This is a genomic window from Frankia gtarii (assembly GCF_025403375.1).
Classification (GTDB): Bacteria; Actinomycetota; Actinomycetes; order Frankiales; family Frankiaceae; genus Frankia; species Frankia gtarii.
Window position 1 is genome coordinate 25,537 of sequence record NZ_JAMPTM010000029.1, and the last position, 13,324, is coordinate 38,860.

The 13,324-nt window shown below is 71.3% G+C and carries 12 protein-coding genes; 5 read left to right on the forward strand and 7 right to left on the reverse strand.

The window, feature by feature from the left end; all coding sequences use genetic code 11:
- Positions 1–21: 21 nt before the first annotated feature.
- The 3 genes from NBZ83_RS07250 to NBZ83_RS07260 all read right to left on the reverse strand — a co-directional run bounded on the left by NBZ83_RS07250 (position 22) and on the right by NBZ83_RS07260 (position 3,276).
- Complete coding sequence (locus NBZ83_RS07250) at positions 22–1,644, reverse strand: APC family permease (protein ID WP_261567493.1); 1,623 nt, start codon at positions 1,642–1,644, stop codon at positions 22–24.
- A gap of 57 nt (positions 1,645–1,701) precedes the next feature.
- Positions 1,702–2,595 carry a LysR family transcriptional regulator gene (locus NBZ83_RS07255; protein ID WP_261574590.1) on the reverse strand — a complete coding sequence of 298 codons (894 nt, stop codon included), beginning with the start codon at positions 2,593–2,595 and terminating at the stop codon, positions 1,702–1,704.
- A 327-nt stretch (positions 2,596–2,922) separates the two neighbouring features.
- Positions 2,923–3,276, reverse strand: a complete 354-nt coding sequence (locus NBZ83_RS07260; protein ID WP_261574591.1) for a winged helix-turn-helix transcriptional regulator — start codon at positions 3,274–3,276, stop codon at positions 2,923–2,925.
- A gap of 105 nt (positions 3,277–3,381) precedes the next feature.
- Between NBZ83_RS07260 and NBZ83_RS07265 the strand changes: the two genes are divergently transcribed.
- Positions 3,382–4,152 (forward strand): globin domain-containing protein, encoded by a 771-nt coding sequence (locus NBZ83_RS07265; RefSeq protein WP_261574592.1) that lies wholly within the window; start codon positions 3,382–3,384, stop codon positions 4,150–4,152.
- Between the two features lie 420 nt (positions 4,153–4,572).
- The gene (locus NBZ83_RS07270; protein ID WP_261574593.1) at positions 4,573–5,388 is read left to right on the forward strand and encodes an acyl-CoA thioesterase; all 816 of its coding nucleotides are present in this window, start codon (positions 4,573–4,575) and stop codon (positions 5,386–5,388) included.
- A 13-nt stretch (positions 5,389–5,401) separates the two neighbouring features.
- On the opposite strand, the gene NBZ83_RS07275 is transcribed toward NBZ83_RS07270, so the two are convergent.
- The 3 genes from NBZ83_RS07275 to NBZ83_RS07285 form a co-directional block, all read right to left on the reverse strand.
- Complete coding sequence (locus NBZ83_RS07275) at positions 5,402–6,277, reverse strand: SAM-dependent methyltransferase (RefSeq protein WP_261574594.1); 876 nt, start codon at positions 6,275–6,277, stop codon at positions 5,402–5,404.
- 228 nt (positions 6,278–6,505) lie between these two features.
- On the reverse strand, positions 6,506–6,991 hold the full coding sequence (locus NBZ83_RS07280; protein ID WP_261567499.1) for an aminoacyl-tRNA deacylase: 486 nt from the start codon (positions 6,989–6,991) through the stop codon (positions 6,506–6,508).
- Positions 6,992–7,018: 27 nt separating this feature from the next.
- A complete protein-coding gene (locus tag NBZ83_RS07285) occupies positions 7,019–7,783 on the reverse strand; it encodes an oxidoreductase (RefSeq protein ID WP_261574595.1) in 765 nt (254 codons plus the stop codon).
- Positions 7,784–7,837: 54 nt separating this feature from the next.
- Here NBZ83_RS07285 and NBZ83_RS07290 point away from each other — a divergent pair, with 54 nt between their 5' ends.
- Entirely contained in the window at positions 7,838–8,170 is a 333-nt protein-coding gene (locus NBZ83_RS07290; protein WP_261567501.1) for an ArsR/SmtB family transcription factor, read from the forward strand.
- Between the two features lie 9 nt (positions 8,171–8,179).
- On the opposite strand, the gene NBZ83_RS07295 is transcribed toward NBZ83_RS07290, so the two are convergent.
- On the reverse strand, positions 8,180–11,695 hold the full coding sequence (locus NBZ83_RS07295) for an ATP-binding protein (protein WP_261574596.1): 3,516 nt from the start codon (positions 11,693–11,695) through the stop codon (positions 8,180–8,182).
- A 210-nt stretch (positions 11,696–11,905) separates the two neighbouring features.
- On the opposite strand from NBZ83_RS07295, the gene NBZ83_RS07300 reads away from it, so the two are divergent.
- Positions 11,906–12,679, forward strand: a complete 774-nt coding sequence (locus tag NBZ83_RS07300) for a hemerythrin domain-containing protein (RefSeq protein ID WP_261567503.1) — start codon at positions 11,906–11,908, stop codon at positions 12,677–12,679.
- 3 nt (positions 12,680–12,682) lie between these two features.
- The gene (locus NBZ83_RS07305) at positions 12,683–13,060 is read left to right on the forward strand and encodes a DUF4267 domain-containing protein (RefSeq protein ID WP_261567504.1); all 378 of its coding nucleotides are present in this window, start codon (positions 12,683–12,685) and stop codon (positions 13,058–13,060) included.
- The last annotated feature ends 264 nt before the right edge of the window (positions 13,061–13,324 follow it).

Consider the following 13,324-nt stretch of genomic DNA (forward strand, 5'->3'; position numbering starts at 1 on the left):
CACCGAAGTGAAATGTCACTATCACTTTTCTCGGGTGAGTCCACTGACCTGCACGGCGCCGATCTCCCCGATCTCCTCGATCTCGCCGAGCCGTCGCTGCGTCCCGGTGGGCAGGACGGCGTGGACGGCCGCCGCGAAGACGACACCGCTGAAGGCGGCGACGATCACGAGGTCGACCCAGAACGGGATGACGCCCCGTCCGCCGAACTGGCCCAGCCAGGAGATGACCGCCAGGCCACCCAGCCACGGCGCGAGCCACCACGCGGCGCGCCATTCCAGGTCCGGGCGCTCGGTCGCGGGCCGCGTCGCCCGGTAACCCCCGAACACCGCCAGTCCGACCGCGATCGTGAGGAACAGCTTCTGGTTCGTCCGCCAGCCGGACCAGTAGACGATCATGTTGGCCGCCGCGAAGGCGACCGGGGCGAGGATCCGCGCGGCCGGCAGGCGGTAGGGGCGCAGCCGGTCGGGGTCGGCGCGGCGCAGCACGGCCAGGCAGACGGGCGCGAAGCCGTACATGACGAACGTCGCCGAGCTGATCAACCTGACCAGGTTCTGCCAGCTGGGGAACGGCAGGAGCACGACCATCCCGACGGCGGCCGCGAGCAGCACCGACACGATCGGCACCCCGCGCCGGTCGAGTCTGGCCAGCGCGGCCGGCAGGCCCCGGGTGCGGGCCAGGGAATAGGACAGACGGGCCGAGGTACCGACGTAGATCAGCGCGGTACCCCCCGGTGAGACCACCGCGTCGAGGTAGAGCAGGGTCGCCAGCCAACCGAGGCCGAGATCGGTGGCCAGCGTCGCGTAGGGGCCGTAATCGCCCGCACCGAGCGGCTGCGCCCAGCCCCCGACGAGTCGAGCCGGGTCGAGGGTGGCGATGAAGGCGACCTGGAGGAGGAAATACAGCACCGTGCCGGCCAGGGTGGCGACGATGATCGCCCGTGGGATGTCCCGACGCGGCCTTTTCGCCTCGGCGCCCATCTGCACGGCCTGCTCGAAACCCTGCAGGGAGAAAACCACCCCGGCGGGCAGCGCGGCGAAGACACCTTTCGCGCCGGCCGGGGCGAATCCACCCCCCGCCGTGAAGTTCGCGGGATGGAAGGCGACGGCCGTCAACGCGACGATGGTGATGATGGGAACGAGCACCTTCCACACCACGGTGACGGTGTTGGTCCGGGCCAGCCAGCGCACGCCGAGCAGATTGACCACGGTGAAGACAACCATGGCGGCGGCGGCGAGAACGAGACCGCCCCGCGTCAGTGTGCCGTCATTGTCCACCAGGCCGGGAAATCCGTGGTCGAGATACGACAGCGCCGCTTCGACCTCGAGCGGTGCCAGGGCGACGGCCGGAATCCAGGCCACCCAGCCGGCGACGAATCCACCCAGCGGCCCGAGCACCAGGCGGGGATAACGGGCCGTGCCGCCGGCGACCGGATAGGCCGCGCCGAGCTCGGCGTAGACGAGCGCGAGCAGCGCGACCAGGGCGCCGGCGATCGCCCAGGAGACGACCGACGCGGGCCCGGCCGCCTGGGCGGCGGTGAGCGCGCCGAGCAGCCAGCCGGACCCGATGACGGAGCCGAGCGAGATGAAGGTCAGGGCGGCCAGGCCGAGCTGGCGGTGCAGCCGCGTGCCGCCGGCGTCCGTCACCTCGCGCTCCGTCCCGGCCGGTCCCGGCGGCGACTGCGCCGGCGGCGCCAAGACCTATCACACGGCGGCCGCCGAACCCGGGAACGCGCGGTGCAGGTGCGCGAGCGCCGCGCGCACCGCCGGACCGTGCCCGCCGCGCCAGATCAGGGCGAGCATGGCGGGCGCCTCGACGCCGTCGATGGTGCGGGCGGTGAGCCGGTCGGCGTACGCGGCGGTCATCGAGGCGCTGAGGATCGCGACCCCGAGGCCGCGGGCCGCGAGGTCGGCGAGGGCGTCGGCGGCGCTGGCCTGCAGGGCTATCAGCGGCCGCCGGCGCTGCGCGGCGCAGGCCTCGTCGAACACGGCGCGCAGGCCGGTACCGGGCGGCATGGCGACGATCGGGTAGGACTCCAGGTCCCGCAGGGTGACCCGACGCCGTCGCGTCAGGGGGTGGTCGGGGGGCACGGCCGCGACGAGCCGCTCGCTGACGATGGTCAGCGTGTCCAGCCCCTCGACGGTGGCGGTCGCGGTTCCGATCAGCGCGAGGTCGAGGGTGCCGGCGCGCACCTGCTCGGCGAGGCGGTCGGAGCTGTCCTCCAGCAGCGAGATCGCCACGCCGGGATGCGACCGGTGGAAGGCGGCGAGGGCGTCGAACAGCGGCGTGATGGTGCAGCCGATGACCATGCCGACGGCGAGCCGGCCGCGGATCAGCCCGGTCACCTCGCCCACGGCCTGGCTCACCGCCCCGGCGGCGGCCAGGGCGGTGCGGGCGTGTTCGAGCGCGGCCTTGCCGGCGACGGTGAGGGTGACGGTGCGCGCCGACCGGTCGAACAGCTCGGCGCCGAGCTCCCGTTCAAGCTGGCGGATCTGGGCGCTGACCCCGGACTGGCTGATGTGCACCCGCCCGGCCGCCCGGGTGAAGTTCTGCTCCTCGGCGACCGCGACGAAGTACTCCAACTGCCTCAGATCCATGATCAACAATTCTAGTCATGAACTTGCCGACCCACCGTCGACCCGACGTCTCAACGTGAACCGCGGGACCGGTCGCTCTGAGCCATGGTTGCGAGGGGGCCGATCATCGGTGCGGTGCAACCTCTCGCAGGCAGGTAGTTCGGAACGTTGTCCGAATGTTGCCGCCCAGTTCGGAGGCGGGGTACGGAGTCCGAATCTTCGCCCGGAGTTCCTCCGATCGCGCGCCCATCGGCGACTCGGGCGAGCGGATCGCCCCGGCCGAATCGCTCAGCAGCATCGGGGCTGGATGCGGGGCGCGTGGCGCGGTTGCGGTTCCGGCTACGGGTCTTACCCGCTGATCCGGATGGGTTCGACCGTGAGCCGCCTGGTCGTCGCCCGCTGCCGACCCCAGTCCCACATCGCCTGGAGTACCGGCGACAGGGAGCGGCCCTCCGTGGTGAGCCGGTACTCCACGTGTGGGGGCGTGGCGCTCACCAGCGTGCGGTCGACGATCCCGGCGCTCTCCAGTTCCCGCAGCCGCTGGGTCAGCATCTTCTCGGTGATGTCGGGTATCAGCCGACGGATCTGAGCGAAGCGGAGCCGGTCATTCTCCTTGAGGTGGGCCAGGATCACCGGTGTCCATCTGGCCCCGATGACCTCGACGGTCACCTCCACCGGACAGTGATAGGTGCGCTCGGCCATCGAGTCTCCTCTCACGGCACCGGGCGGCGCCCTGGGTACGCACCAAAAAGTGCGTACCCAGGGTACTGCAAGCTTCTGGTAGCCTTGCCGCGGGAGGTCCGAAGAATGATTCTCGAATACATCCGTTACCGAATACCCGAGCTCCGGGCGGACGAGTTCGAAGCAGCCTACGGGCGGGCGGTGAACTCGCTGCGGGAATCACCGAGCTGTCTCGATTTCGAGCTCTCCCGGGGTGTCGAGGACTCTGGTCAATACATCCTGAGAATAAGTTGGGACTCGCTCGACGGTCATCTTGAGGGCTTCCGGAAGAGTAAACTCTTCCGGAATTTCTTCGCCCAGATCGAACCCTACGTCGATGCCATCGAGGAGATGCATCACTACACGCCGACCGCGGTCGTCGGCACCGGTGCCGGAACGCTCCGGCCCCCGAGCCTCTACGACTGGGCCGGCGGTCAGGATGCCTTCGAGCGGCTGTTCGCACGGTTCTACGAGATGGTTCCCGACGACGAGCTGCTCGCGCCCCTTTTCGCCGGTATGAATCCGGCTCATGCGCACCACGTCGCGATGTGGCTGGGCGAGGTCTTCGGCGGCCCGGCCGCATATACGGAACTCCGCGGCGGCTACGAGAACATGCTCGCCCATCATCTCGGCAAGGCCATCACCGAGCGGCAGCGCCGGCGCTGGGCGAGCCTCCTGGTCGATGCCGCCGACGAGGTCGGGCTGCCCGGTGACCCAGAGTTCCGGGCGGCGTTCATGAGCTACGTTGAGTGGGGAACCCGCATCGCGGTCGAGAACTCGCAGCCGGCCGCCACGCCGATCCCGCACGCCCCGGTGCCCCGATGGGGATGGGGTGTCGCGCCACCCTGGTTGCCATGACCGCTGCTGGTGCCTCCGGTGCCGACGCCGGCCACGAAATGCGTCACCCAGCCAGCGCAGTGCGGCATGCCCGACCGGGAGCCGGTCGGCGTAGCGGAGCCACATCTTCGCGATCATGAAGTTCCGCAGTGTCACCGCCGCCGGGTCGTCCCAGCCGACGCCGTCAACGTGGATCCCCGGTTCGGGTGCCACGCCTGCTCCAGATCGACGAGGGGCCGCGCACCGGCCGCACGAGGGAGATCGGTGTGTTCAGTATTCTCTACTTCCTCGGTCGACAAATGGGAAATATCGGCGGCCACCGGCTCTCGGTCGAGTCGGTATCGGTGCCGCTCCCGTGTCGGCTTCGTCCCACGGCCCGGGCAACGGTTGCTGTCTCGCCAGCGGCTGTGGGAATGTCGGTCCCGTGCGAGTGATGACCAGGTGAGCGAGCATGCCGTCGCCGAGACTCTTGAGCAGGCGCTGCAGATCGTGCCCGTCGGGGAGGATGACTTCCAGTCGGTGAACCTGGTCGACACCGGCGGCTACCCGCTCTACGGCGGCCAGATCCTCGCGCTGGCCCTGCGCGCGGCAGCGATGACGATCGAACCCGATCGCCGACCGCACTCGCTGCACGGTTACTTCCTGCGCGCCGGACGGCTCGGGGCCCCGGTGACCCTGCACGTCGACCGCGACCGCGACGGCGGCTCCTTCTCGGCGCGCCGGGTCGTCGCCCTTCAGGACGACAAAGTGATCTTCTCGATGGTGACGTCGTTCACCCGCGGCACGGGCGAGTTCGTCCTCGACGCGGTGCCGCGGCTGGGGCGCGCCTACACCCAGCCGCCGGACAAGCATCGGATGCTCCTGCTCGACCTGTGCGAGTTCACCCCCCGCCGCCAGCAGGGCGACCGGTTCTTCTTCCCGGACCACGCCGAGATCCTCCCCGTGGGACCGCTGTCGGACGACTGGCTGACCCACACCTGCGCCATCGCCTACATGTCCGACATCGGCACCGGTTTCGGCCAGCTCGCCGATCCCGCCATCGCCAGCACCGAATCCAGCGTCAGCCACTCGATCTGGTTCCACACCCCGGCGCGGGCGGACGACTGGCTGACCCTCGAGATGTGGCCGACCAGCGCCTCCAGCGGACTCGGGCTGTACTCCGGCTCGGTTCGAGACGCCGCGGGGAACCTGATCCTCGCGATCTCGCAGGAACAGCTGATCCGCTCACGCAAGCCGGCCCCCGGCGCCGCCGGCTAGGGCTTGTGGCCGGCTAGGGCTTGCGGCCGACGGCGCCGTAGAAGCTGACCTGGGCGTCGGTGAGATCGGTCGGGGTCTCGCCGTCGGGACGCCAGCGATGCACGATCTGCAGCCCGGGATCGAGCAGCTCCAAGCCGTCGAAGAAGCGGGCGACCTCGGCCCGGGTGCGTTGCTGCGCGGGGATGCCACCGGCGCGGTAGGCAGCGGCGAGCCGCTCCATCCCCTCGTCGTGGTCGGCGGTGGCATGGGTGATGGTCAGGTAGCTGCCGGAGGGCAGCTCCCGCAACAGCCGGTGCAGCAGGTCGAGCGGGTCGTCGGCGTCGGGGATGAAGTGCATGATCGCGATCAGGGAGAGCGCGACCGGCCGGGTGAGATCGAGGGCGGCCCGCAGCTCCGGGGCGGCCAGGATGCTCTCGGGATTGCGCACGTCCACGTCGAGGTAGGCGGTCGTGCCCTGCGGGGTGCTGGTGAGCAGCGCGCGGGCGTGCGCGAGCACGATCGGATCGTTGTCGGCGTAGACGACCCGGGCGTCCGGCGCGACGGCCTGGGCCACCTCGTGCAGGTTCGGGCTGGTGGGAATGCCGGTGCCGATGTCGAGGAACTGCCGGATCCCGGCCTCACCGGCGAGGTGACGGGTGGTGCGGGCCATGAACGCCCGGTTCGCGTGCGACGCGACGCGGGCGTTCGGGAAGGCGGCGAGGGCCTGCTCGGCGGCCTCCCGGTCGGCGGGGAAGTTGTCCTTGCCGCCGAGGTAGTAGTCGTACATCCGGGCCGAATGCGGCTGGTCGGTCCTCAGGTCGATCGGGCTGTGCTCGCCCCCGAGGGTCGTCCGCCACGTCGTACCCCCCGCGTCCTGGTCCTCGGACTCGTGCGGCGCCCCACTGCTCACGTGCGACCATCCCCTCTACGGCTGCTGGCGATCCTCGCGAATTATCCTAATACGAACCGCATTGCCGGAATCACTCTCGGCATCCGGGCGGGGCGTCAGTCGACCCGGTCGGCGGGCCACCGGATGTCCGCCGCGCTCAACCGGTACCCGCCGGTCGTCAACGTGCAGCCCATGCCCCGGCGGGTGATCTCGGTGGCGATCGACGTCAGGGCCGAGAGCGTCTCGCCCTCACCGGGACAGCTCGCCGAAGATCGGCTTGACCAGCTCGATCAGATGGCCGACGTCGACCTGAAGGGTGCGATCGGCCCGCCCGCTGCCGCAGTGGACCACGCCCATCTGCCGGACGGCGAGGTCGAACACCACGACCACTCCCGGGACGGCGCACACCGGGCTCGCTCCGCCGGGCTCCATGCCGAGTGCACCCAGGTCCTCCGGCGCCGCCTGGGTGAGCTTCGCGCGGGAGGTTCCCGCCGCCCGGGCCAGCCTGCCGTAGTTGACCCGGCCGGTGACCGGGAGCGCGGCGAGGACGAAGCCGAGGTCGGCATTTCCGAACACCATCGTCTTCAACAGCCGCTCGGTCGGGAGGCCCAGCAGTTCCGCGTCCGCCTGCCCGACGATGGGATCGTGATCCATCGCCGTGAACGGCACGCCGGCTGCGCGGAGCACCTGCTCCGGGGAGGAAATCCCGTCCGGTCGGTGCATCAGCGCGGCCATGGCGCAGCCTAACCGGTCGTTGGGTGTTCAGACGGTGGGGAGCAGTCCGCCGTCGATCACATGGTTGGTGCCAGTCAGGTAGCTGGCGGCCGGGGAGACGAGGAAGGCGACGAGCGCGGCGACATCGTCGGCGGTGCCGGGGCGCTGGAGCGGGACGCCGAAGGTGGTCATGAACTGCCGGCGCGCGGTGTCGAGGTCGGTGCCGGCTTCGTCGGCGAGGGTCCGGAGCCGGGCGGAGAGAGCGGAGGTCTCGATCACGCCGGGCGAGACCAGGTTGACCCGCACGTTGCGGCGGCCGACCTCGTTGGCGAGTCCTTTGCTGTAGGTGGCCAGCGCGGCCTTGGCCGAGGCGTACGCGAGCGCAGCCGGTTGCGGCAGCCGGGCCGCGTTGGAGCCGATGTGCACGATGACGCCGCCCCCGGCGGCGATCATGCCGGGCACCACCGCGCGGTCCAGCCGGACGGCCGACAGCAGGCTGCCGTTGAGGTCGGTGAGCCAGTCGGCGTCGGTCATCGCCAGGACGCCGTCGGGAACGCGGGTCTGGCTGGCCGCGTTGTCGACGAGGATGTCGATGCCGCCGAGGTGGGCGGCCGCCTCGGCCGCGAGCTGGTGGGGGCCGTCCGCCGTGGCGACGTCGGCTGCGACGAAGTGGCCGGGTCCGTCGTAGTCGCCGCGGGATCGAGCGGACACGACGACACGGGCGCCGGCGTCGCTGAGATGCCGGGCGACAGCCGCGCCGATCCCACGCGTGCCGCCTGTGACGAGAGCCCTGGACCCTGGGAGTTCGCCCACTACAGGCTCCTTTAATCGATAATCGTCGATGATAGGTGAGCGTAACATCGACGCATGCGTCGCGTCGTACATCCCTCCGCCGACCAGATCAGCCTGGCGGGAGTGCTGTCCGCGCTGGGGGACCCGATCCGGCTTGAGATCGTGACGGTGCTCAGCGACGGGCAGGAGCATGTGCAACCTGACTTCGTCGTGCCGGTCGGGCAGTCAACGTTGAGCCATCACATGAAGACGCTTCGTGACGCCGGTGTCGTCTTCAGTCGGCCTGAGGGCACGCGCTGCTTCGTGTCGCTGCGTGCCGAGCTTGAGCAGAAGTTCCCGGGGCTGCTGGACGCGGTCCTGCGGTCCACGCGCCCCGCCGCGGCGCAGGACGCTCGAGCCGGCGGATAGATCCGGTAGCTAGGCTGCGCGCACGGAGGCCAGGGCACGGTGTGCCTCGTCCGCCCAGTGGGCGGCACCCCAGCGTTCGGCGACCGCGAGCGCGTGCTGGAAGTGGTCGGCGGCGTCGGGGGACCGGTCGAGAAAAAGGGCGAGATCACCGAGGGTGTGGGCCACCGGCCGCATCGCCAGCGACAGGCTCAGGGTGCCGGGTAACTGCCCGCGCAGCGGTAGCAGGTCGGCGTACATCGTGCGGGCGAGCGAACGGTCGGCGACGGCGATGGCGGCCTCGGCGCGCAGCACGCCCAGAGCCGAATAGAGAAAATCGGGTCGCAGCGGCTCGGCCGCGGCGTGCAACCGCGCGGCCTGGGCGGGCTGGCCGTCCCGGGCCAGCGCAAGCGTGAGCAGGTCGATCATGACCGGCCCGTGGGCGGCGAGCAGGTCGTCGGCCCGCGCGGCGAACTCGGCCATCCGGCCCTGCGTCATGCGCAGCGTGGCCAGGGCCAGCAGCTGGAAGCCGGCGGCGTGGATCGACCCGTGGCGCAGCATCCGGACGCTCGCCTCGCAGTACCGGCGCTCGGCGTCGTCGAGGTCGCCGGCGATGTGCGCGAGCATCGCCTGCCCGTAGTCGCCGACGCCCTCGGCCTCCGGCATGCGGTACAGGCGGGCGAGGTCCATCCCGTCCGCGACGAAGCGCCGGACGCCGGCGACGTCGGAGTCGGCGACCGCCGCGATGGCGCGGGTGAAGTTGCCGAAGGAACGGTAGGCGGGCAGGTCGTGCCCGACGCCGAGCTCGATCAGCTCCTGGCCGACGCGGCCCCGCTGCGGCCAGTCGGCCTCGTGGGTGCGCACCCTGACCAACGCGGTGAGGGCAAGGGCACGCAGGGCGGGATCGTCCCCGTCGGCGGCCAGCGTGACCGCCTCCTCGGCAGCCAGCCGGGATCGGTCGCCGTCCTCGCCGGCGAGCTCGGTGCTCAGGGCGTCCAACAGCCTGCAGCGCACGGCGGCGTCGAGGCCACGCCGATCGAGCAGACGGGTGAGCATCGCGACGACGGGGGTGTCCACGGTCCCGTAGGGACGGGTCTGCCACGGAGTCGGTTCGGTCCAGGCGGTGAAGGCTGCGATCAGCAGATCCTCGCGACCGGCCGCCTCGGCGAGATCGATGGCCCGTTGCCGGGTGGTGCGCGCGGCTGCCACCGCGCCGGCGCGTACCTGCGCCCGCAGCAACCGGCCGAGCAGCATCACCCGCTCGGCGTCGCGATCGTCGCCGGGGCGCGCGGGATCGTCGCCGGGGGGCGCGGGATCGCCGGCCGGAATACGGTCGAAGCTGTCGAGCGCGCCCGCGAGCAGGTCCGCCGAGGTGTCGTGGGCGTAGCGGCGTTCGGCGATCTGCGCCGCCCGAACCGCGTAGTCGACGGCGCGCCGCGCCGTGGCCGCCGAGGCGGCCCGGATGTAGTGGTGGGCCAGCGCCGGCAGGTTGTCGGGCTGCAACCGCGCGAGGGCGGCGCCGAGTCTGCTGTGCATGCGGGCGCGGCGTAGCTGACTGAGATCGGTGCTCAGGGTGTCCCGGACGAGGGCGTGGGTGAACCGGACCCGTCCCGGCGCGGGCTCGGTGAGCAGACCGGCGATGAGCCCGGCATCCAGGGCATCGAGCACGCCCTCCTCGTCGGTGCTGGCCGCGTCGATGAGCACCTCGACGTCGGCTTCCCGGCCGGCGACGGCGGCCAGCCGCAGCACCGCCACCGACGCCTCGGGCAGGCGCGCGAGCCGCCGGCGAAGCACGTCGCGCACCCCGTCCGGCACCTCGGAAAGCGCGACGAGCGCCCCTTCACTGGCGAGGAGCCGGGCACTCTCCCACACGTGGAACGGGTTTCCTCCGGTGCGTTCGGCGAGGGCCAGCACGGTGTCGGGGTCGACGGGCGGCTGGCAGACCGCCCCGATGACGTCGGCGACGGCCGCCCGCGAGAGCCCACCCAACGTCAGGCGCAGCGGTGAACGGGCGGCCAGCCCGGCGAGAGCCTCGGCCAGGCCCGGGTCGGCCTCCCCGTCCCGGTAGGCCGCCAGCAGCAGGATCGGCGCATCGGTCACCTGCGTACCGACCGCACCGAGCAGAGCCAGGGTCTCCGCGTCGGCCCAGTGCAGATCGTCCAGGACGATCGCCAGCCTTCCCGCCGGATTCCGCTCGGCGACCATTCGTAGCCATGCCATCACTGCACGGTGTAGTCGGAACCGACCGGCCGAGGCGTCGACACGGTCCCGCCGATCCACGTCCACGTCCACGTTCATGTCGACGTCGACGTCGACGTCGACGTTCATGGGCCTGTGACCCGGCGGGTCGTCGGTCATCCGGTGCGAGAGGAGAGGTTCGAGAAGTTCGGCCAGCGCAGCCGGCGGGGGAGCGGCGTCGGCCAGGTCGCGCAGAGCCTGCAGCCACGCCCAGGCCGGGGGAGCCCCCTCGGCCTCAAGACACTGCCCGGTCACGACCAGCCAGCCGGCCCCGTCGAGCTGGTGGCGCAACCGCCGCAACAGCGCGGACTTCCCGGCGCCCGGTTCGCCGCTGACCAGTGCGATCCTCGCGCGATCGGCACCGACCTCGGCGGCGACGTCCGCCAGCGCGGTGAGTTCCCGCTCGCGACCGGCGAACAGCTCGGCGGCTGGCGCGGCGGCCGGCAACGGTTGCGGCACTCCATCCGGTTCCGGTGCTCGGGCTGGTTCCGGTGCTCCGCCCGGCTCGGATGATCCGCGTGGCGCGGGCACCGGGGGGCGCATCGCCGCATCAAGGACGTCCCGGTCCTGCCGGAGGATCGCCTCCTCCAGATGGGCGAGTTCGGGGCCCGGGTCCAGACCGAGCTCCTCGGCCAGCCGCCGACGGGCGCGGCGCAGCGCGTCGAGGGCGTCGGCCTGGCGGCTGCTGCCCCACAGGGAAAGGGCCAGCAGCCGCCAGCCCTCCTCCCGCAGGGGCTCGCGCCGGGTGAGCGTGTCCGCGAGTCGCACGGCGGCGGACAGGTCGCCGGCGCGCAGTTCGACGGCGGCGAGCATCTCCCGGGCCTCGACGCGAAGTTCCGCCAACCGGGTGGTCTCGGCCGTGGCCCAGGATTCGTCGGCGACCTCACCGAACGCGTCGCCGCGCCACAGTGACAGGCCCTCGGAGATCAGCGCCCGGGATGTGGTGCCGGCGGCGGTGTTGCGCCGGGCCTCGCGCAGCAGCGACTCGAACCGCCAGGCGTCCACCGCATCCCGGTCGAGCGCGACGGCATAACCCGGGTTCGCGCTGATGAGGATCGTCGACGGTGTCCTCGGCGGCCGCCCCGGCTCCAGCAGCCGGCGCAGATTGGAGACGTAGGACTGCAGGGAGGTCACGGCCTTGGCCGGTGGTTCGCCGCGCCACAGATCCTCGATCAACCTGCCGACCGAGACGAGCTCGCCGCGGGCGACGACGAGCCGGGCGAGAACCGCCCGTTGCCGCGGCCCGCCCAGGGCGACGGCGCGTCCGCCCACCTCGACCGCCAGCGGGCCGAGCACTCGGATCCGGACCATCGCGTACCGATCCTATCCATCCGGTCCAAGCCATTCGGCGAACCGGCGGGACGGCTCCAACTCAGCTCCACGAGCGCTCCAAGTGCCGCCGCCGATGCTGATCCCAGCTCAACCGAACAGCTCAACCGAACAGTCCGACCGCGGCCCAGGAGGGCCGCGGATCCGGAAAGGCCGCGGATCCGGAAAGGCCGCGACCGAGAGAGGAAAATCGTGACCACTGCCGCAGCCCCCGACACCGACACCGAACGCCCGAACACCCAGGAGATGGCGATCATTCATCGGGCCTTCCGCCGCGAATCGCGGTTGCTGGCCGAGCTGACGGCCCGGGTTCCCGTGGGCGACACCGCCCGGGCACGGGTCCTCGCCGATTACTTCCGGTGGTACCAGCTCGGCCTCGGCGTCCACCACCACGGTGAGGACGAGCTGGTCTGGCCGCTGCTGCTCGCCCGCCTGGACCTGGGTGCCGACGTCGTGCTGCGGATGGAGGCCCAGCACGAGGAGGTGGCCGCGAGCCTCGTCCGGGTGCAGACCGCCCTGGTGACCTGGGAGTCCGGCGCGGGCCGCTCGGATCGGGACGCCCTCGTCGAGGCTCTCGTCGCGCACCGGGCGGTACTGATCGAGCATCTCGACGACGAGGAATCGCATTTGTTGCCACTCGCCGCCGAGTATCTCAGCGTGCCGGAATGGGCGGCCCAGGGCGAGCACTTCCTCGCCAACACCCCGAAGGACGCGCTCCTGACCCTGCTGGGTGCCGTGTTGGAGGACGCGCAGCCGGATGAGCGCAAGGCGTTCCTCGCCGGGCTTCCGTTGCCGGCCCGCATCATCTGGTTCTCGGTCGGCCGGATCCTCTACGCGGCCCACGTGCGGCGGATCCGGGGTACTCGCCGGCCCGTTGCCGTTGCCGTTGCCGCCGACACGTCGAACGCCGTCGACAAGCCGAGCGCCGTCGACGGGGCGGCTCCCGCGACCAGGTCGGCGCGGTAGATCATGACAACCGCCCATGTTGCCTACGCGCTCTCGTGGATCGTCAGCGTCACCATCATCTTCATCGGAATACGCTTTCTGCTCGTACCCCGGGCCGCCGCGGCCGCCTTCGGCGTCGCCGTGCCGCCGGACATCGGCCAGGCCGACGCCTACTTCGCCGTCAAGGGGATCCGCGACATCGCCTCGGGGCTCGTCCCGATAGCCCTGATCCTCGCCTCGACCCAACACGCGGTCGGGTGGTTCATGCTCATGATCACCGTTGTCCCGATAGGCGACGCACTGATTGTGCTGCGCCACCAGGGACCCAAGGTCACCGCGTACGCCATTCACGGCCTCACGGCGGTGCTGCTGCTCATCACCGCGGGCCTCCTTCTCTCCTGACGATCACAGCTCGCCCGGGATGGTGCCCCGACGCGAGGCCGGGATCGCCCGGCCTTTCGGTGGGGCACTGGACGTTGGCCGGGCTTGCGCGGTTTACCGGGGCGGGCCTTCGACGTCGACCACCGCAGCATCTGTCTGCGCATTGAGCCGCTGCTGCCCAGGACGGGTGGTCGTGGTGGCCGGTGGGCGGACCACCGTCAGACGATCAACGGGATTCTGTCGCGGGAACGGACCGGGGCGCCCTGACCGGACATGCCCTCCCGC

Coding starts and splice junctions, on each gene's coding strand:
- NBZ83_RS07255 (WP_261574590.1), bottom strand. CDS start 2,595: ATGGATCTGAGGCAGTTGGAGTACTTCGTCGCGGTCGCCGAGGAGCAG.
- NBZ83_RS07260 (WP_261574591.1), bottom strand. CDS start 3,276: ATGGCCGAGCGCACCTATCACTGTCCGGTGGAGGTGACCGTCGAGGTC.
- NBZ83_RS07265 (WP_261574592.1), top strand. CDS start 3,382: ATGATTCTCGAATACATCCGTTACCGAATACCCGAGCTCCGGGCGGAC.
- NBZ83_RS07280 (WP_261567499.1), bottom strand. CDS start 6,991: ATGGCCGCGCTGATGCACCGACCGGACGGGATTTCCTCCCCGGAGCAG.
- NBZ83_RS07290 (WP_261567501.1), top strand. CDS start 7,838: ATGCGTCGCGTCGTACATCCCTCCGCCGACCAGATCAGCCTGGCGGGA.
- NBZ83_RS07295 (WP_261574596.1), bottom strand. CDS start 11,695: ATGGTCCGGATCCGAGTGCTCGGCCCGCTGGCGGTCGAGGTGGGCGGA.
- NBZ83_RS07305 (WP_261567504.1), top strand. CDS start 12,683: ATGACAACCGCCCATGTTGCCTACGCGCTCTCGTGGATCGTCAGCGTC.